General features: G+C 37.3%; 21 protein-coding genes and 2 pseudogenes. 6 read left to right on the top strand and 17 right to left on the bottom strand.

Features of this window, described 5'->3' with window-relative positions; all coding sequences use genetic code 11:
• Window positions 1-20 precede the first annotated feature (20 nt).
• The 4 genes from CEF19_RS20730 to CEF19_RS20715 are packed head-to-tail and all read right to left on the bottom strand — an operon-like array spanning window position 21 to window position 3,034.
• Window positions 21-935: a hypothetical protein gene (locus tag CEF19_RS20730; RefSeq protein WP_100407809.1), complete on the bottom strand. Its 915-nt coding sequence runs from the start codon at window positions 933-935 to the stop codon at window positions 21-23.
• Window positions 932-2,023: a hypothetical protein gene (locus tag CEF19_RS20725; protein ID WP_157801039.1), complete on the bottom strand. Its 1,092-nt coding sequence runs from the start codon at window positions 2,021-2,023 to the stop codon at window positions 932-934. The genes CEF19_RS20730 and CEF19_RS20725 overlap by 4 nt, the downstream gene beginning before the upstream one ends.
• A complete protein-coding gene (locus CEF19_RS20720; RefSeq protein WP_100407807.1) occupies window positions 2,016-2,489 on the bottom strand; it encodes a hypothetical protein in 474 nt (157 codons plus the stop codon). Before CEF19_RS20720 ends, CEF19_RS20725 begins: the two co-directional genes overlap by 8 nt.
• A complete protein-coding gene (locus CEF19_RS20715) occupies window positions 2,486-3,034 on the bottom strand; it encodes a sigma-70 family RNA polymerase sigma factor (protein ID WP_319830087.1) in 549 nt (182 codons plus the stop codon). The genes CEF19_RS20720 and CEF19_RS20715 overlap by 4 nt, the downstream gene beginning before the upstream one ends.
• A 313-nt stretch (window positions 3,035-3,347) precedes the next feature.
• Between CEF19_RS20715 and CEF19_RS20710 the strand changes: the two genes are divergently transcribed.
• A complete protein-coding gene (locus CEF19_RS20710; protein WP_100407806.1) occupies window positions 3,348-3,638 on the top strand; it encodes a hypothetical protein in 291 nt (96 codons plus the stop codon).
• 209 nt (window positions 3,639-3,847) lie between these two features.
• Here CEF19_RS20710 and CEF19_RS20705 read toward each other — a convergent pair whose 3' ends face one another.
• Window positions 3,848-4,258, bottom strand: coding sequence for a DUF1657 domain-containing protein (locus tag CEF19_RS20705; protein WP_406565397.1), 411 nt, complete (start codon window positions 4,256-4,258; stop codon window positions 3,848-3,850).
• Window positions 4,239-4,355, bottom strand: a complete 117-nt coding sequence (locus CEF19_RS24380; protein ID WP_227522119.1) for a YetF domain-containing protein — start codon at window positions 4,353-4,355, stop codon at window positions 4,239-4,241. Before CEF19_RS24380 ends, CEF19_RS20705 begins: the two co-directional genes overlap by 20 nt.
• 152 nt (window positions 4,356-4,507) lie before the next feature.
• On the opposite strand from CEF19_RS24380, the gene CEF19_RS24045 reads away from it, so the two are divergent.
• Complete coding sequence (locus tag CEF19_RS24045) at window positions 4,508-4,639, top strand: hypothetical protein (RefSeq protein WP_264755142.1); 132 nt, start codon at window positions 4,508-4,510, stop codon at window positions 4,637-4,639.
• 52 nt (window positions 4,640-4,691) lie between these two features.
• Here CEF19_RS24045 and CEF19_RS20695 read toward each other — a convergent pair whose 3' ends face one another.
• A complete protein-coding gene (locus CEF19_RS20695; RefSeq protein WP_100407804.1) occupies window positions 4,692-4,907 on the bottom strand; it encodes a DUF1657 domain-containing protein in 216 nt (71 codons plus the stop codon).
• Between the two features lie 198 nt (window positions 4,908-5,105).
• Here CEF19_RS20695 and CEF19_RS20690 point away from each other — a divergent pair, with 198 nt between their 5' ends.
• Both CEF19_RS20690 and CEF19_RS20685 read left to right on the top strand, forming a co-directional pair.
• The gene (locus CEF19_RS20690; RefSeq protein ID WP_100407803.1) at window positions 5,106-5,735 is read left to right on the top strand and encodes a hypothetical protein; all 630 of its coding nucleotides are present in this window, start codon (window positions 5,106-5,108) and stop codon (window positions 5,733-5,735) included.
• A gap of 128 nt (window positions 5,736-5,863) precedes the next feature.
• The gene (locus CEF19_RS20685; protein WP_100407802.1) at window positions 5,864-6,529 is read left to right on the top strand and encodes a DUF421 domain-containing protein; all 666 of its coding nucleotides are present in this window, start codon (window positions 5,864-5,866) and stop codon (window positions 6,527-6,529) included.
• A gap of 103 nt (window positions 6,530-6,632) precedes the next feature.
• Here CEF19_RS20685 and CEF19_RS20680 read toward each other — a convergent pair whose 3' ends face one another.
• From CEF19_RS20680 to CEF19_RS20660, 6 genes and pseudogenes are all read right to left on the bottom strand, one after another.
• Window positions 6,633-7,436: a potassium channel family protein gene (locus CEF19_RS20680; RefSeq protein ID WP_100407801.1), complete on the bottom strand. Its 804-nt coding sequence runs from the start codon at window positions 7,434-7,436 to the stop codon at window positions 6,633-6,635.
• 148 nt (window positions 7,437-7,584) lie between these two features.
• Entirely contained in the window at window positions 7,585-8,004 is a 420-nt protein-coding gene (locus CEF19_RS20675; RefSeq protein WP_157801037.1) for a hypothetical protein, read from the bottom strand.
• Between the two features lie 200 nt (window positions 8,005-8,204).
• A pseudogene (locus CEF19_RS24375) lies at window positions 8,205-8,324 on the bottom strand (hypothetical protein); the annotation flags it as partial.
• Between the two features lie 15 nt (window positions 8,325-8,339).
• On the bottom strand, window positions 8,340-8,705 hold the full coding sequence (locus CEF19_RS20670) for an S-layer homology domain-containing protein (protein WP_157801036.1): 366 nt from the start codon (window positions 8,703-8,705) through the stop codon (window positions 8,340-8,342).
• Window positions 8,706-8,761: 56 nt separating this feature from the next.
• Window positions 8,762-13,333: a rhamnogalacturonan lyase gene (locus tag CEF19_RS20665; protein ID WP_100407798.1), complete on the bottom strand. Its 4,572-nt coding sequence runs from the start codon at window positions 13,331-13,333 to the stop codon at window positions 8,762-8,764.
• Window positions 13,334-13,975: 642 nt separating this feature from the next.
• Window positions 13,976-14,569 (bottom strand): hypothetical protein, encoded by a 594-nt coding sequence (locus CEF19_RS20660; protein ID WP_100407797.1) that lies wholly within the window; start codon window positions 14,567-14,569, stop codon window positions 13,976-13,978.
• 262 nt (window positions 14,570-14,831) lie between these two features.
• Here CEF19_RS20660 and CEF19_RS23900 point away from each other — a divergent pair.
• Together CEF19_RS23900 and CEF19_RS20650 are read left to right on the top strand one after the other, a co-directional pair.
• A pseudogene (locus CEF19_RS23900) lies at window positions 14,832-14,933 on the top strand (DNA gyrase inhibitor); the annotation flags it as partial.
• Between the two features lie 425 nt (window positions 14,934-15,358).
• Window positions 15,359-15,913 carry a CBO0543 family protein gene (locus CEF19_RS20650; protein ID WP_100407796.1) on the top strand — a complete coding sequence of 185 codons (555 nt, stop codon included), beginning with the start codon at window positions 15,359-15,361 and terminating at the stop codon, window positions 15,911-15,913.
• A 483-nt stretch (window positions 15,914-16,396) separates the two neighbouring features.
• Here CEF19_RS20650 and CEF19_RS20640 read toward each other — a convergent pair whose 3' ends face one another.
• The 4 genes from CEF19_RS20640 to CEF19_RS20625 all read right to left on the bottom strand — a co-directional run bounded on the left by CEF19_RS20640 (window position 16,397) and on the right by CEF19_RS20625 (window position 19,256).
• Window positions 16,397-17,362 carry a quinone oxidoreductase family protein gene (locus CEF19_RS20640; protein WP_100407794.1) on the bottom strand — a complete coding sequence of 322 codons (966 nt, stop codon included), beginning with the start codon at window positions 17,360-17,362 and terminating at the stop codon, window positions 16,397-16,399.
• A 194-nt stretch (window positions 17,363-17,556) separates the two neighbouring features.
• Window positions 17,557-18,072 carry a hypothetical protein gene (locus tag CEF19_RS20635; RefSeq protein WP_100407793.1) on the bottom strand — a complete coding sequence of 172 codons (516 nt, stop codon included), beginning with the start codon at window positions 18,070-18,072 and terminating at the stop codon, window positions 17,557-17,559.
• 257 nt (window positions 18,073-18,329) lie between these two features.
• A complete protein-coding gene (locus CEF19_RS20630) occupies window positions 18,330-18,689 on the bottom strand; it encodes a VOC family protein (RefSeq protein ID WP_100407792.1) in 360 nt (119 codons plus the stop codon).
• Between the two features lie 354 nt (window positions 18,690-19,043).
• Window positions 19,044-19,256: a hypothetical protein gene (locus CEF19_RS20625; protein WP_100407791.1), complete on the bottom strand. Its 213-nt coding sequence runs from the start codon at window positions 19,254-19,256 to the stop codon at window positions 19,044-19,046.
• Between the last annotated feature and the right edge of the window lie 175 nt (window positions 19,257-19,431).

Genomic DNA, 19,431 nt, shown 5'->3' with positions numbered 1-19,431 from the left:
TCATCTTCTCTTCTCTACAGCTACTTTGAAAGCAACACATCCACGCTCTCTGCATTTGATAAAGTAATCGGATATTCACCATTACCAAGTTTTAATTTAGCTGACTTTTTATCTTCTGATGCTTCATCAGCAGTAGCTTCTGTAAACTGCCATTGTAAGGACTCACCCAAAATTTGATTAACATTCTCAGCATAAATCATAATGTCATTGTTTTTTGGTAGCTTCATCGTTATTTGTCCATTTCCCGTTACATCCCAAGGGCTTCTGAGTTCTCTTGGCTTTAACGTTAATGGCGTGTACTCACTCGATAACTCTAGTGAAAGTGACGACGGTACGACTAACGTTGCTTGTAAGGTAGACATCTGAGAGTGGATAAACTCACTCCCCACTGGTAATTCTTTAAAGGTAAGATATAAGGTATCACCTTTTTCTTCTGCAAGAAGGTATTCATTCGACGTGTTGATTAAAGCTTTTGGAAATAACCCTTGGTATGTTCCAAATATACTCACTTCATTATTAGTAGTCGATTCCACCGTTAATGGATGATTGCCCGATTCGACGACAATTCTTGTGATATCCTCATTCATTTGTTGAGAGAACAGCGGAAGATCATCTGTTCTTACCTCAGACTGTATATATGTTTGAAACTCACCCGTAATTCCCGATGCTTGCAACACCGTGAAGCCAATTCCCGCGGTGCCAATCAACCCCACTAAGAAAATGCTAAGGAAATCAAACTTCAAATAAGGGGTTTCTTGGCGTGACATAAACAAATAAACCAATATTTCTCCACCAAGGATAATAAGCACAACCGGCCACCAGCTTGCTAAAAGGTAGGCAGTATCCCAGTGCAGAATTTGCGATAAAAGCAGGAATACTCCTAAAAATAATAATGCGGCCCCCATCGAAATGGTTCCCACTCTCCAGGTTCTCATTCTAATTCCTCCTTATCCCGTGACTTTTTCTTGCTACCTGACAGTAACTTAACGCCTCCAACAATAAGAAGAAGGCAGACTAGTCCTGTTTGCAGATAGTTATACATCAAATGGTAGATATCGATATTTAGATACTCCGAAATGATTGGTGACAGGACCGGTAATAAAATACTTGTTCCAAGATAGTACACACCAAGGGCAACAAGCCCAATGCCAATCCATTTCTGCTGATTGACGAAATAGGAAACAATCGGCACATCTTCTAATGGTTCTTTGTTATGCTTTGATGCTCGCTGTAAGCCATCGAAGAAGCTATAAAACCAGATGATTGGGACAAAAAAGAGAAAAATTCCGAGCCGAAGTACGTCTAATATATAGATTGAAAAGAGAAACGCCGCCATCAACTGAATCCCTCTACGTTGGTATCCTAAGTAAAGATGTCCTGCTCCTGGGAATATGGAGAGAAAGGTTGCTATCGCCTTGCTTTTCTTACCATCCTCATGATGCGTTTCTAAGTCTTCAAGAATCGACCGATCAGAAAGCTCTTCGCCTGCTTGCTTTTTATTCAACAACTTCATCGTGTCAAAGAAGTTATAAACCAAAATCACTGGAAGAATCATTAAGAAGACAAGAAACTCTTCTCTCCCCGTCATTACTGTTACAAACATAATCATTGCCGTGATTCCAAGGAAAGACGCAAGAAATGTAACCCCTCGATTCATTAAACCTAGTTGAAAATGACCGAGCCCAGGAATGACTGATAAAATAATCGTGTAAAACCGTTCCGTACTTCCTTGTGATGCGTCTGCAACTAGAGCATCGTCTCCCTCTGACTTTTCTTTTACTATTTTCGAAGCCATCATTGCTGTATTGACTATGCTAATCACATAGACGAGAAATCCCCCACCGAGTACCATAATCAAGACTTCCTCTCGAAATGCGCTCTCTACCAAGAATGCAAATGGTATAGAGCCCATAACTAATAATAAAAACATAATACCTTGAAAGAACTTACCTAAATAAAGCAATCCTCCCCCAGGTATAAAGGCTAATAAAAAAGCAATAATGGGGTTCTTCTGTTTATTCATTGTCATTCGCCTCCTCTTTTTGCGATTGTTCTACTCGACCTAATAAATCGGTCGTTTTATTTAATACATTCTCTGTAAATGAAGATTGATGGTGAGTTTGTTGATTTTTTTCAAATTGTGTCGAAACATTCGTTAACTCCGAAAATACCCCTGATGTCATTAATACGAATGTCATGGCTGCCGCCAACACATAATGAAACACTTTTTCTTCGTGCCATTTTTTCGTTATCTCTTTCTCGACTGATATTTTTTTGTTTTGCTCAAAAGGAATTTTTGATAGGATCTCGTCTATATAAGATGGTTCTTCAATGATAGGAATCTCGTCTTGGATCGACTCAACGGCTTCCATATATAAAGTCATGCATTGGTCACATGTGTACAGATGCTGTTCGTAAAAGGTTCGGTTGTCTGCGGTCATGTCGCCTCTTGCATACGTCTTCCACTCACCCAATGAAATATGATTCATATGAAATCCTCCTCCTTCCAATGTTTCCTCATCCATAATCGCGCCCGGTACAGTTTGGTTTCAATCGTTTTTACTTGAACGTTTTGTTCGGCTGCCAATTGTTGATACGTCTTCTCTTTTAAATAAAATCCCTCAATAAGAACCCGGTATGATTCTGGTACTTCCTGCAAGTGTTGCAACACAAGTTCTTTCTGTTCTTTTCGCAAGACGATGTTTTCAACGCCCCGACTCGTTTGGCGTTGTGGTATTTCTGATTTTTCCGGTACTTCATCGACGAGTTCTTCACCCCGTCTAGCTTTCTTTCGCTTGCAATCAATCGAATGATTCACAGCAATTCTCGTAATCCACGTCTTAAAACCTTGCTGTTCATACTGAGGGAGAGAGGTATAGATTTTAATCCACACTTCCTGGGACGCGTCTTCCGCATCCTTTTGGTTATGTAACACACCGTATATACAGCGAAAGACATAGTCTTTATACGTTTCTATTAACATTCGAAAAGCATGTTCATTGCCTTGACTTGCCTTTTCTATTAACGGCTCCACCACTCTCTCCCCCTTTCGAATTGGTGTCAGTATAATAGACGATGCATCCTCGCCGGACCCCTACACTATTTACTATTTATTTTTAAAGGATAGCCAACTATTACATTACCATTTTCTGTTATCCATTCATACAAATCATTATCTGGACATCAAAAAACAGCCTAAATTCTATCTAGGCTGTTTCAAGAGATTTCTTATTAGGGGGACATGTCGCGTGTCAGAAAGGGTGGGCTGATCCCACAAAATAGGCACACCCCTTGTGATAGGCATACATAGGCTATTTTATATTATTTAATCCAAAGGAGACGAATTTATGAATAACCACGTTTACCAATCACCACATAATCCACATCATTTGAATCAAGTTGAAAACCCTTATCAATATCACCATCAACATCTTTATCCTCAAACACATCAGTTAAAAAGTCAGACGTTGTCAACACTCGAACCTCTTGTTCAATATGGTCTTAAAGAAGCTCAATTCACTTCATATCTACATGCAATGAGAGAAATAGCAGCTATCAGTTATTTAATTGGAAGAGGGTATGACCCAAGAACTGCTCACCAGATAGTTGAATCTTGGGAAGTAAATGAGGTATTTTAACATTAAAAGTCTTGTATCGATTTATTAATTTGCTTCACCCTTCTCACAAAGAAGAGGCACGTCTCTATAACTACTTCAAAATAGTCTTTCACTTATAGTTTAAAAGAGCACAAATTTCCAAGGGCACTGAAAAAGGGTGCTTTTCCTATTTCAGTGCCCTCTTACAGTCTCCAAATTTCCTTGCTTCTTTTAACTATTTTTTTCTCATACTACTCTTTTAAATACCCACTCATCTTATCTAACAATTTCTCCATTTGTTTGGCATACCCATTGTACATATCTTTTGCATTTTCGTTCTCAGTTTGCAACGAAAAATCCACTAAATTTGCCTGGAGCTGTTTAATATTTGCGGCAACCAATAACTTTTGTTTCACTTGCGGCATTTTCAATGTATCATTATACAAATCCATATAAACATTTCCCATTGAATCAATTTGTGCACAAAACACATCCGAAAAATTCCTTGCGCCTTGCTTCGTAATCTCGCCTGCCAGCCAATTTTTCGTATACCCATATTCACTCAAACTTCTTTCCATCACATTCCCATCTATAATAACGATACGGGGTTCGCGTACCTGTTCTGTTACCTTCCCGACATCTTTAGGTGTTAACGGCTGCAGTTCGGTTTTTTTTCAATACACTAATTTGTCCGTTTTTCTCCATAACGGCCGTTTCGACATCGGACAGTTTAAAAACATCCTTTTGCCTTAAAGCAATGAAAACCGAAAAGGACGAAGTATTATTTAACGAAATTTCTCAGTTGCAAGATCAGATTGAACAAGAAGAATAGGACGAGGCCATCTTTCACATAGAGGAGTTCGAAAAGAATATGCCAAGCGCGGAAGTGGAAGTTACAACTTTTAGCAGTGATGACAGATTATAAAGACATTGAACTAGAAGTTGAATCGCTGAGGGAATATGTGAAAGATGAGGATGAGGTAGAGTCTCTAATTAGTTTAAGACAAATTCTCTATCGACTGAATGTAATCTATACGATGTAAAGAACAGAAAGGACTAACTCAAATGATGAGAAAGCCTTTTTCTTTCATGTTCTCAACCATCTGTTTCCATTTTGTAACTCGGTTCTTCTAGCTCAAGTTTCTCCATTCGCGTTTCTAACCCTTCAATTATATCTTGAAACTGTCCCGCGGCTTTAGCGTACTTTTCCTTTGCCCCCTCGCCTTTGGTTTGAAGTGCAATTGTTTCAAAATTAGCTTGTACATTTTTAGCATTCGTTAACGCCTGCCTAACCTGTGTTCCGACTGTCACTTTAAACGTCCCCTTTTATGATGGCTATTCTTATATCTTCCCCTCTAAGTTGTTTTATTTATCCTAGCTACTTTCCTCCATGTCGATGAAGTAAATGCAGTGTTTATTGTATTGATGTCTGCATATATCCACGTTTATACACATATAGGTAAATAAACTCAGGACATGTTATAAATCGAACATTGAGGAGGGAAATGATTGTATTTCCTGTATGAGCATGGCTGGGTATTATTTATCCTTTCAGAAGGGCTAACTTGGTTAGCTGCGTTGATGTTCTTAATAAGCCGGTACCGGTTGAGATTGTATCGCCTAAGTCAATGGTGTTTGCTTCTCATCATTCTATGCACTTTTTTCCAGGCTGTATTAGCTGGAGTTAACTACTACTTCACCGGTAAAGTTTCTTTTTTCCAAGTCGTTATCATTCTTTTTATCCTTTACGCCAGTACTATAGGAAGTTCAGATTTTGAGCGCATCGAAAAGTATATACTGCAGAAATTTAAACGGTATCGTAAAAGAAATGAGATAGATGAGCTAAAAGTGGACAGCATTACTTATTTAAAGGCTCGGCAATGGTTATTTATTATACATACGACAACTTTATTTGGTGTTCACTTTCTCTGGTTCATGCTAGATAGCAAAACATCAAGTTCTCGATTTTTACTATTCAATGAATGGATTCAACACCCACATCAAGGTTTTTTTAATAACCAAAGTTTCAACATTATTAGTTATCTGTGGAGTATAGTATATCTCATCGATTTATCTTGTTTTCTGGGTTATATGTTATTTTGGTGGATTAATCAACTAAAAAATGGAGGAAAACAGTAGTAAGACTCCCTCCTACTGTTTTTTTACGGTTATTCCTTAAAAAGAATTACCCACTTAAATAATCTCTATCGTAAAAGAACATATTATGAGTATGTGTTTTACTAAAATTCCACTAAAGGTTTGATCAAATGATACTTGAAACGTTAAAATTATCCGGCTTATTTATCTCAGTCTTTATTGTTATGCGCTTACTTGGCAAAACTCTATTATCACAATGGACAGCCTACGATTTAGTAACCGTGATTTTTTTATCTTATTCAGCACTAGGTGCCGTAAAAATTGAAGGGTTCTTTCACGCGTTACTATGCATTATCTTAATTGGCTTTTTTTATCTGACGCTATCTAGATTGAGTCTACGTGAAGCACTCACTCGTTTTATCATTGGGGAACCGACCATTTTAATAAAAAATGGAGAAATAGCTCAAAAAAATTTAAAACAAATTCGCTATTCTATTACAGAATTATTATCGAGTATTCGCTCTTTTGGATATCCTGATATTCAAGATGTCGAATATGCTATCTTAGAGCCAAATGGTCATATGAGTATTATTCCAAAAAATCATTTACGGACGTTAACACCAAAAGACTTAAACATCAATCCCGAATACCAAGGGTTACCGATAACCGTGATTGCAGAAGGTCGAATTAAACATAAAAATCTTGCTTTATTAAATAAGTCAGAAGAATGGTTGAAAAGCGAATTAGAACGAAAAGAATATAACTTAAAAGCTATTTTTTATGCCTATGGCAAAGAGGATAACGAATCATTAACGATTTTCCCCTATCAAAAATAACCTCGTCCATCATAGGTAAGACAGCATTTTAACAAAAAAATAAGCATCATCCATAACCAATTAATTAGTTTATACCTGATACTTATCATTTAAACCTTTTCCACTAACGATTTGGGTCAAGCTGTTTATGCAGGACCGTGTTCGCCATTAATTGAGAAAATGGCTTATTCGATAAAATGAATTCGTCGATATAATCTTGGTTCGTATTTGATACATGGTCTTCATCTAAAATCTCGACAATAACATAGATGTCAGATTTATTCTCTTCGGCCATTTGTTTAATCGTTGACGCAATTAATAACGTCTTCCCATCCCCAGCCATCTCATCGGTTGGATAATCAGGTGCAAAAATACAAATGGCTTCAGCATACAGAACATTCGCTCTAGTAAGAGTATCTGTTTTCGTTGCGTTTCCTTTCACATAATGAACTCGTGGATGTTGTATCGGGGACTCATTTCCTTGATCAATTAACACAATCTCACTATTTTTATTTCGCTCAAGAATTTCGTCAATTGTAAATTTAGCTTTTTGAGACCAATTAATCATAACCATGTGCTTTTTTCCTTTATAGCCCATTATCTCCTTCTCCTTTAATTCTTCATAATTATTTAATAAGTCTATCCACTTGGCAATTATAATCGCAAAAAAACCTACGCCGACAAGGTATAATATCACGGTATACAGTTTACCGACGGTTGTTTTAGGAACATAATCGCCAAAACCAACTTGCGAAACAGTTGTCATCACGAACCAAAAACCGTTAAATGGGTTTTTAAATTCATTCGGCTCTATTAAATAAATGATAAATGAACTTAAAATGAGAAAAATAATACCCATTATCAATAACTTCCAATGCTCAATATTAATTGTTTTTTGAAGCACTTTTTTTATGAGCGATATTAACATAAACTGATAGCTCCTGTCTGAATTTAAATAGGAACAAGCAAATCACCTAAGAAACGAAGGCTATATCAGTTCCTCTCTCCCGATAATTCATTCAAACCTCCTTCCGAATCATTCTTCGTCTAGTTCCTTTTTCTAACAATATCTTTAGCTAAATTAGGTTATATATGTGGGAAATGATCTCATCAATGGCCAGAAGCCTTGTCGCAACAACAGAACTTCGGGCTTTTATCGGCGACTTTCTCTCTTTTTTCAGCAACTTCACGCGGTTTTCGGCGACTTTCCACCTTTTTTCAGCAACTCCGGCTTTTATCAGCAACTTCCCCACTTTTTTCAGCAACTTCGCGCGGTTATCGGCGACTTTCTCTCTTTTTTCAGCAACTCCGGCCGTTATCAGCGACTTCCTCACTTTTTTCGGCAACTTCGCGCGGTTATCGGCGACTTTCTCTCTTTTTTCAGCAACTCCGGCCGTTATCAGCGACTTCCTCACTTTTTTCAGCAACTTCACGCGGTTTTCGGCGACTTTCCACCTTTTTTCAGCAACTCCGGCTTTTATCAGCAACTTCCCCACTTTTATCAGCAACTCCGGCCGTTATCAGCAACTTCCGCACATTTATCCACTTCCCACCTGTTATCAGCAACGTTCTCTCCTTTATCACCAGCAAAAAAGCAGCTAGCACTTACCACAGCGCATTCCACCTTTAGCCAACAAAAAAAGGCTGCCCGTCAGTCAGTTTATCCTGACTTACGGAACAGCCTTTTTAAATAAAATTAATTAGAGAAATTGATAAACTGGAGCATCTCATCAATCATTTTTGCCATTTGTGCACGTTTCGTTGATTCTTTCGGATTAAAGCTCTCGCGTTCATCGATAATCCCTGCTTGCAGTAATGTCTCGACATCAGCTTATGCAAATCCACTAATACGGCTGTAATCACCGAAGGCTGCTGCCTGCTTTGAACTGTCTAACTCGTTCTCATCAAACTCGACAAAGTTCATCGCACGCGCAATCATTGCGGCTGCTTGCTCACGAGTAACAATAGAATAGGCATCGAAGCTATTATCGTCTTTTCCATTAATGATGCCTGCTTCTACCGCTGCCATTAGCTCAGAGGTAAACCACTCGTCGCCCTGAACATCAGTGAATTGGCTGTTATACTCGCTTCTTGCTTCGAGACCAAGGCTTCTTGTAATAAGAACAGCTAAGTTGATATGCGTTGTTGCTTCGTTTGGCATCACATTCCCATCACTACCTTGGAAAATCTGCTTCACTGCTAACTTATCAAAATGGTCCTTTGCCCAGAATGTATCTGGTAAATCGGTAAAGCTTACTTTCTTTCGATAACGACATGCGTACCACTAGACATGCTCTTAAATGTCGCTATCTCTCCCTCAATGACCGTTGGGACAGATGTATAGCTGCCATCCGCTTCAAGCTTCACTACCGTAGCAAGGTTTGGGTTTACATCAGCTGAAACACTGATTTCCCCTTCTACATAGCCATTAAATTGACTTAAGTTAACCTCTTCCCCATTGGCACTAGCTAAAACTTTAAACTCCACATACTTTGATACTACTTTCTCTTCCGTGCTTTGAGTGGTCACTTCAGGACCTTCCACTTCATTAACTGAAATCGTGATATCAAACTCAACACTTCCAAGCTCAGCTGCAAGTGCTTCACTATTCACTTCAGAAACCGGGAAGCGATACGTTCCTTCTTCTGACTCAATTTCAATGACAGCACGTGGATTCTTTTCAATTAGCAATTCATTAATTGAAGCTGGAACCCTCACTTCGCCTACTTCACCATTTGCTTTTTCAATTTTCACAGTCACTCGCTCAAGATTTTCTTGACCATCAATTAGTTTCTTGATTTGGTCCTTCTTGAATGTTTTTGTAACTTTTAATTTTCCATCCTCTGTTAATTCACGTTTAACCGTCACTACATCATTGTCTACAATGACTTGACCCGGCTGAGGTTTTGATTTCGGTTTTTGTTTTGGTTTTGGACTTGGCTTCGGTTTTGGCTTCTCTTCACTTTCAGGTTTATTGGTATACGTAACCTTTGGTGCATCTAAGTCCCCAGCAAGTACTTGTGCCCTAATATCTTCACCTAAATAAAAACCAATATGAGGTGGCTGATTGTAAGCTGAATTCTGCCACGCAACACCCATACGGTAGACTGTATCGTGCATCAACGTATAAAGTCTGTAGTCAGTCGGAGTTGTCGTACTGAAAATTCTCAGCTCAGAACTATCCGTTGTAGGCAGAAGAACTTCTTCACGCCAGTCTCCTAAAATATCAGCTTGTAACGTTGGTGTCGCTTTTGTTCCATTATTACTAACTACACCTTCAAACTTTTTAACGAGCTCAGACTTACCTGTTTGTTCGTTGTATTTAGTTATCGATGTATCATCAAGTAGTTCTTTTAACAGGTCTCCATCCCAATACGTTGCAAAGTTCACAGATAGACCTGCGTCTCTAAAGCTATCAGCTACAACACCGCCCTGTACACTGTAGATCCCGCCGCCAGTTTCAGCATCTGGACCTCCAGTTCCCCAGAATTCATATCCTGGATTCGAGGTAATGTTTGCAGCAACGCCTCGACCAGCGTCATTATAAGCATAATACGACTGAAGCGTTTCGCCTGTTGCACCATCATGATACTCAACAGAAGCAACTGCCGGCACTTCATGAACAGCAAAAACATGAAGACCTTCGCGATCAGGATCAAATGCCCCAACATGAAGCGCATCCCCGTGTGATCCAGCTTCACGGTTCATTTCCCCATCCATCGCATAAAGAATTGTGCCATCATGATCAAGAGTTAATGAACCAGCGATAATTTCATCGAAACCATCATTGTCGACATCGCCAGTAGCAAGACTATGGTAGCCTAACCCGCCGCCTCTGCCTTCTTCGGCCGAATCAAAGGTCCATTCCTCAACAAGTTCACCATTAACTAAACTATAGGCAACAAAGGAAGTTCGTTCATAATAGCCTCTGCCATAAATAGCACTTGGCTTCACTCCGTCTAAATAGGCAAGTCCAGAAAGGAATCTGTCTGAACGATTGTGCCATGTATCTCCCCAAGAAGAAACGTCTCCTAGTGGAAATGCATAATCAGTCGTATCAATAACCTCTCCTGTTTCCCCATCGAAAACGGAAATATATTCAGGTCCGCCGTAAACATGACCTTGGTCATTGACCCATTTTCCATCATCTTCTGCATTTCCAATAACACTTAGTACCTTGCTGCTATCGAACACGCCATCTGTCGTCCCATAAGATGTTGTCGCATCCGCCGTTTTAATAAGAAATTCACTTTTGCCATTTCCATCAAAGTCAGCAACTACAAATTGATGATAATGGGCACCAGAAGTAAGGTTGTGACCCATATTTATCCGCCATAAAAGCGTCCCATCCATTTTATACGCATCAAAAATAGTTGGACCTGTCATTCCTTGTTGTGAACTATCAATCGAATTAGACGGATACCATTTCACGATGACCTCATACTCACCATCACCATCTAAATCGCCTACACTCGAATCATTTACATTATACGTGTAATCTCCTGTAGCCGTCGTACCGCCCTCAGGCTTTTGCATTGGGATTGAAAGATAATCAGTACCCACTGCTTCGACTTCATTTTTCTCAGTAGATTTACCGTTTACTAGTGTTTCCACTGAATACGTAGCGCCTGGTTCACCTTCTACGTCAACAAAGTTTGTCACAGCCAAAGGCTCAGCATTTAACTTCTCTTCCCCGCGATAAATATTAAACTTCACATCTTGATTATATTCATCTGCTAACAAACGCCAGCTAATGAAGATTCCCTCTTCAGAGTTAAGAGCGATGACGCCTCTGTCAAGCCACTCTGTCTGACGTTCAGACTCAGGTGGAGTCAAACGATTATAGACGTACAATTTAGCCGATCTATCAAAGCCGTTCTCTACACCTTCTGTTTCTGCAAGAACCCCATTAAACTCGTAAACTCCTGATTCACTAGGATTCCATTGCTTCCCAACCACTTCCCATTCACTCACAGTAATCTCTTTCTTACTATTATCTGCAAGTGTTACAGTAACGGTTTCAGGTAAGCCGATTGACGCAATGTCTTCTGTTGTTTCATTAACATACACTCTCTGATAAGATAACTTATCTACCTTTGTAATCGTATTATCAGAAATTGGTACACTATAGATTCCGAGATTATCAAGGTACGTCGTCCACGTATGGTTATTACCAGATGTCCGAATCCCTACTAATCTCACTGTAGCAACCGAACCATCAAAAGCTACACCTTCTAAAGAAGACGTATGTTCCTCGGTTACACCAGCTGAATTTGTCAGTGTTAACGTTGCCTCATTATTCATTAAATCAAACGTAACCTCAACACCATACCATGCTTCTGGCTCAGTAATGCCTGTTTCAGTAGGTTCCTGATTACCAGCAAAATACGTGAGCGGCGCATTATTGGTATTATTTAACGTAAATACGGTATTACCTGAGCTATCAATAATTCTAAATTCGCCGCCATTTTCAGAAGCTCTGTCACCTTTATCATTGTTCTTACCTGGATACCAGTCAAATTTAACTAGTATCTCAGCGCCTTTTACAGCCGAATCAAAATTCTTCGTAGCGACACGACCACCAGATTGATTCACAATGCTGTATTGAAGCTTAGGTGTTGTGTTTCCAGCGACATCTTCCTTATTAATTGAAAGAGTAGCAGAAGACGTCGTAAAACCCCAGTTTACTGGAACCACTTCAACCGTATCACCGAAATCACTATAATAAATGCCTTGATATCCATCAATCTGAGGCATGGCTGCAGCCTCAGCAACAGTTACCGTAGCATTTGCTTCAATATTATTTCCATTTCCAACGTTTGGTACATCGTCCGTATTTAATACGCCTGTAAAGGTATACGCACCAAATGCAGTCGAATCATAATCAACACTATCCCAATCTACAGTCACCTCAACGACAACATCATTCTCTAGTTGCACATCAACAGTACTTGGGAAAAATGAAATGACTTCTTCCTTCGCTACGTCTTTAGGAATTTCTAACTCTGTATTATACTCGCTCACAATCGATACAATGTTTTGTTCTTCTTGTGTGGGAGCAGGTACACCTGAACCGGAAATAGAGATATTATCCAATCCTGTTACGAAATTTAGATTATTACCGCTTGCACGATTCCCCGTTACTGAAATTTCAGCTAAACTATTTACATAGTTTAAAGTGCTAAAATCAACATTGGCAACAGTGAAGCTTTTTGTCTCATCATTTTTATCTTGCACATTGAATGAAACGCTTTCATTGTTGAAATCAAATAAAACATCGACAGACAACCAGCTTCCATCTGTACTAACATTCGTAACAGACTGTGCTTTCGTTAAATCCGTCCCATTTGTTCCAACCTCATAAAGAAGTTCACCATCTGTCCCACCTGCTTTAACAAGACGGAATATGGCATTCCCATTCACATCAGTGAATGAAATTTCACTTGAGTTTACCTCAGTTGAAACATCACCTGGCTTCCAGTCAAAGGTAAAATGCACCCCTGAATCTGTGGTTGGTGCCTCAAGTGTTTTTACAATCGTACGAGACCCACTACCACTACCAGTAGTGTGTAAATAATTATTACCATCTTCTTCTGCCACTACTTCAGCAGTTGCTCCCCCACCTGGTGAAAAGCCCCATGTGTCACTGTTTTCAAAATCAGTTGCTGAGAGCACCGTGTAATCACTCGTACTAGTCGGTTCTGTAGCTACTACGAATGAAAAATTTGAAAATAACAGGACAAATGTAGTAAGTATTGCAAACGTTCTTCTTATGTGTTTGTTATTTGTCAATTTGAAAATTCCTCCTTGTTTTATCGTTTTCATGTTCAGCTCTCTCCTGAAAATACCGCTCCCATTTCATTTGAGACTTTCCTCACGACATAACTACCGGCGGGCCGCAATCAACAAAAACTCTCCCAGTTCCATAACCAATTGGAACTGGCAAACCGTAGATTCTTTGTTGCCCTATCACCCCCTCCTTTGAACATTGGCCACATTCATAATTCATGCTTCCGAACAAATGCTGACGTTAACAACGGCTAAGTCACTCTAAAACTAAAGGTAACATTACTAGCGCAACGCCATGCAAACGGTTACAGAAGTACACATAAATAAAGGATTAGTTATAAAACTTCCTCATCATTACTATCCTTTTATCAATCGCAAAATTATTCAGAAAAATGAACGGCCAACCTCAACCATATACTAGCAACGAATAGACTATCCCGTCTATTGTAGTTTTTTGCGAACAAAAAAAGCTTGTGTTTCAAGGCTTTGAGAGGATATAACACTTTCTTGGCAGAATAATCACTTTATTGAAACCGTTGTCAAACCGGGTGTTGGGGCAAGGAAAAGCAGAAAAAAAAGGAGACCACCTCTAGTAAATTACAGTTTTATTTAATCATTTTCATAAAGTTTTTTACATTTCAATGTCTAACACGCTGCTATAATCAGCAATAATGTTTTCTAGATTCCCGGAATAAAGATAGTCATCTTCCTTCCATCTACCGTACTTTGAAAAGCATAAACAGGTTGATAATATCCTTTGGAATCTAAATGATAGCTCACCTCTACATTGTGGATATGTAACGATTCTATTCTTTTATTATTAGAGTAATGTTGAAATTTTCCATCTGAAATTTCTTTGTATGCTTCTTGTTCGCTTTTTATTTGAACATCCCTTACCTTGACATAGGTTATTAATTGATTCTCAATACTTTTCACTGTATCGTCGTTGTAATAACTAACCCCTAAAACTCCATCTATAAGCTGATTATCTATTACCTTTTTATCTACAGACCACTGATAGCTTCCAGCATCGACTTTTTGAAAAACTGAATCATGAGGTAGATGTATGCCGAATTGTTTTAATTCTTCTATTATGGTTTCTTCATTTACATCTTTTGGATCCATATCTTCGTCAAAGCTTGAAAAATCGGTATAACTGTAACTTCCATCTAAGAAACGAAACCATATATTATAATCTATCTCACCTCGGATCCAATAAACACCTTCATTTTGATAGGAACTAACCTCCATATTCGATGTATCAAGATTCATTTCTCCGAAAAAATCTATAACAAATTCATCAGCAATAGTCTTTGTATAGCTCGGTGCCAGATAGACTGGGACTGTTGTTCTATTATCGTCGAGCTGTATGTCAATGGTCTTAATATAGTACCTTTCACTTCACAACACTTAATTATTTTAACATAAATATCCAATTTGGCTAGAATAAAACATTATTTTACAATATTTCAAAAAAGTTAAAAAATAAAATGTATATAATTTTAAACCATGCTACATTCAAAATGTATCATTTATGAAATTTAAAGTCGAAACACTACCAAACTATCGTATCGCTTATGTCCGAGGAGTTGGTCCCTATGGTCCCGCAAATATTGAAATAATGGAGAAGTTTAAAATTGTTTAATATATTTTTAATCCACAAAAAAGAAGAACAAGTTGTTTCTAATATATAACAACAATATAGATGTTTAAAATTTTAAATAATATTTAAAAATATGTTTAAACTAATCATTAAGAAGCTGTCATAAGTGAACAATAAATTAGAACTTTTAATACGACTACATAGTGGAAGCACTATGTTAGCTTCGATTTTTAGCATTATCATGCTAAAACTAACCATAAATCATGATAAAAAGATAACTTAAGTGCTTCTATGTTAATCGCACTATGCTTTGTGCCTTTTAGTTTTTATTTTCTTATATTTCTATCAAACACTCCCGTCCAGATTTACTCGAATAATCTTAAACAAGTAAGGGGAGTTGTGATTTTTGAAATACGACTTCCCATGAAAAAACTCTAAAAATCCACGGAGCTGACAACATGCTACAATCAGTCTATACAGAAAAAGTAAAGGCAATAAGTGAATCCATTACAAAGTCACAGGACATAAAGACATCCATATGGCTTGAAAATGTTTTATTTACCCCTCATTGGTGGCTTGGTTTATCCTTAGCAATCATTCCTTGGGTATTATGGGCATTTCTTAGTAAAAAAGATAGTAGACATCGTCTTCTTTATACTGGTTTCCTTATTTTAATCATTTCTTCCTTTTTGGACTTTTTAGGAGCCCAGTACGGATTATGGATTTATTATTACGAAGTTATGCCATGGTTACCAGCTTACATACCTTGGGATTGTACTCTTATACCTGTCATTATCCTTGGTATTATTGAGTACAAGCCAGAAGTATCCCCACTACTTAAAGGCATTATTTTTTCAACAGTGGCTTCGTTTGGAGGAGGTCCATTATTTGAATTTTTCAGATTTTATGAAATGCTAAATTGGGAGCATATTTACTCGTTCCCGATATACTTTGTTATCTATTTAATTGCTAACTGGCATAGCAGAAGAGACGATTTCAGTCCCTATTGGTAATTCCTTTTTGTATTTTGACTTTTTATATAAGCTAGTGTGAATTACTTTTTAGCTTGAAGTCCTTGATTTTAGTAAAATACGCTTAAAAATAAATTGGAGGTTTCAAGGCGCAATAACAATGATTTTTTAAAACTTATAGCCTTTACAATATAATCAATTGGTACTGTTGTGCAGTTTAGAATAATGATGAACCCAAATGGTTTAATAAATTACTTTCTAACTTCAAACACCATAAATATATATTTGGTCTGCATTCACCCCCATAGCGCGTCATGCCACGAGGTTTGTAAACCGATAATGTTGTGACCACAAGTAACACCAATATTCCGCCAACAGCGTGGACAACGAGTGACATTCTTACCCCGCGTACAGTGAACTAGATAGTAAAATTAAGGTCAAGGAGATTACAGATCATTCATTCGAGAAGAATCTACGATGACTAAAAGAGGACGCCGATTAAGGCCTTTTAATAAGAGCTCATAATTATATTTTAATTAAAACTTTCCCTTCATATTTACGGCTTTCAATAAGTTTATGAGCTTCTGCTACTTCGCTTAAAGCGAATACCTTTGCAACTTGTAGGTTTATTTTATTTCTAGCAAACAAGTCGATTACTTTTTCTGCAATAGATGTTAACCGTTCAGGGGCATGATTCCTAGTTGTTCCTAAGCTAAAACCTTTGATATTCCTACAACTACTATGAACATCACTCGTTTTAAATGTACCTATTTGACCACTGCTGTTTCCAAATTGAACAAGCGTGCCATATAAACCTAGACACTCTAAACTTTTACTAGACACATCACCTGCTACTGAATCGAAAATAACATTAGCACCCTTATTATTTGTCAGTTTTAAAACTTCATTTGTAAATGTTTCGTAAGTAAATACTGAATGGGCACCTAAATTTTTCACATACTTTTCTTTTTCTAAATCTCCAACTGTTCCTATTATCTTATTCACTCCAGCTAATTTAGCTAATTGTACAAGGACTGAACCTACTCCACCAGCAGCACTATGAATTACAATAGTATCTGTTTTTTCAACTTGACCAATTTCATGTAATAGCATATAGGACAAGAATGATACTGTGGGCATCGTGGCTGCTTTCTCAAAAGTGAGGTTATTTGGAATTTTAAAAACAAGCTGTTGCTTCGCCACTACATACTCAGCGTATGAACCATCTTTCGGAAACGCAATTACCCTATCTCCTTTTGAAAACAGTGAATGAGGAGATGTTTCCTCTACAATTCCAGCAACATCTAGTCCTAATATAAAAGGAAATTTACCTTTATCTTTATTTCCAGATCGCTTTTTAATATCAGCATAATTTACACTTGAATACATTGCCTTTATTAATACTTCATTTTCACCTAATTTCGGAATTTCAACATCAGTGTATAAAAGTACATTAGCATCACCATATTCATTCTGAATTACAGCCTTCATATCTTCTCTATCTCCTTCAACTTTTTTAGGAATAAATAAGGATTCTATATATATTGAACGCTCTCCTTCTTCAACACTCCTGACCGTTAGCAGAACAAAGAAAAGCGATGCTCCAGTTCATAAGAATTTTTCATTTAGAATGGATTTTCTCCTTTGATAAAGGGAACTAAAATTACACACAAGCACAAAAATGTTTATTCCTTTTGTTCTCCTTCGATACTTTCTACTAATGATTTAACTTTATCCATAAAAGAAGACATATCATTATTTCTTGAAATATTCATACCTAATCCTACATCACGAAGAAGTTCTCGTAACTCAGTTAAATGTTCAATGTTTTTTTCAGAAACATCTGTAAAACTATATAATTCATCATAGGGATACTGTGCTTTTAGTTGATAATAAAGTATATTTAGGAGTTGTTTATCTTTACTGGAAACTGAGTTTAGGTGTTCACCAGTTTGCATACCTATCCAAAGACCAGTCATTACATCTCCAATCTTTACAGTAACCAAGTTAGGCTCTGACCAATCATTTTCAATTTGATGTGCAATTAAGCCTTCTAATTCGACCAGATTATCTTGTACTTCTGTGAGCAATAACTGTTCAGAGGCAAAATTTGTTTTTATATATCCCGATGCCACTACAATAACTAATAAGATGTTTACAGCAATTGAAATTCCAAATAATATCTTTTGCTTTTTACTCACCACATACCCTCCATAAAATACTACTTGCGTAAAACCTTACTCTTTTTTAGTACTGTTTTAAGCTATATTTAATCATTCTTTCTTCAACTCTTCTACCAGTTACCTGAATAACTGATTGTTTCAATTTTAACATTAATTCCCTTTTAATTAATACAAAAAGAAAATGCATTCCCTGTTCTTTTAGGATTGCACCGGTTAGCTCACGAAGGCAACTTCGATTTTTTTAAATTTCAAATTCATTTTCCTTTTCTTTTACTTTATTTTCCTACTAAAACAAAAACATTTCCGTCAGGGGCTTGCATTACAGCTACATGACCACCTAAAGAATTAGGGAATGGAGTGCGAATCCACTGAACTTCAGGATCAGATTTTAATATTTCGTAAGTCCGCCGAACGTCTTCACAAACAATCTCAGTTTCAGCAAAATTCAAATTGGGGTTATTTTTTAACACTAACTCTGAATTACCATCAGGAAATATCATACCAATGAGTGTCCACTGTTTTTCTTCGTCTTGAAATACTTCCCAGGCTTTTGTTAAACCTAACGATTGATAGAACTTTACCGACTTTTCAATGTCTTCTGTATAAATTGCAATACATTCTATTCTTTTCCACATCAACCATCCTCCTCTTCATCAGCAGGAACTTATGTTCTATTCAATGATATACCAAAATTCGCCAAACAAACAAGTTAATTATTTAACTATACTGCAGTTCGTATTATAAGGTTAACCAGATAAGAAAATATTTCTGGTTGACCATTTTTCATATGGTCTTATTATAACAGGAGCAAGGATAGAACGTCCGCACCCTTGTTGTAGGAATGCACCCTATTGCTGAATAATGAAAATACGAAAGAGATGAAAAAATGTCTTCTTAGTAATTTTACTAATGCTGCCCGTTACTTTAAGTACAATATTTAATGGTCTTGGATAAATTAAATGTCAATAATTAGACTATAGACGCATTTCTTAATCTTGTTTATCTAATAACTTTTCTACTTTCTTTTCTAATTCTTCAATTCTGGATTCCTGTTTAATAAAAACTGTAATAAACACCGCTAATACGAATGCAATAAAAATAATTAAAGCCCACATCTTTTCTACAATAAGGCCGAGGAAGAAAAATGCAAAAATCCAACAAATAACTATACAAGCCAAAAAGTTACCAATAAATTCCTTCAATTTTAAATACCTCCTTCATATCATACATAATCTTTTAAAGTAATTTGAACAATCCTACTCTTTAGTTAAAAAGCGTCCCAGCTGCTATTGTAACAGTCCATGCACCTTAGCTCCACCACTTTGATAGGTGTAACGAAGGAATAAGAGGGCATGGATCCGTTGAGACGTAGGAGCG

The sequence above is a fragment of the Bacillus solitudinis genome (assembly GCF_002797395.1).
Classification (GTDB): Bacteria; Bacillota; Bacilli; order Bacillales; family Bacillaceae_D; genus Halalkalibacter_A; species Halalkalibacter_A solitudinis.
The sequence above is the reverse complement of the archived record's forward strand: the minus strand, read 5'-3'. Positions and strand labels throughout refer to the sequence as shown.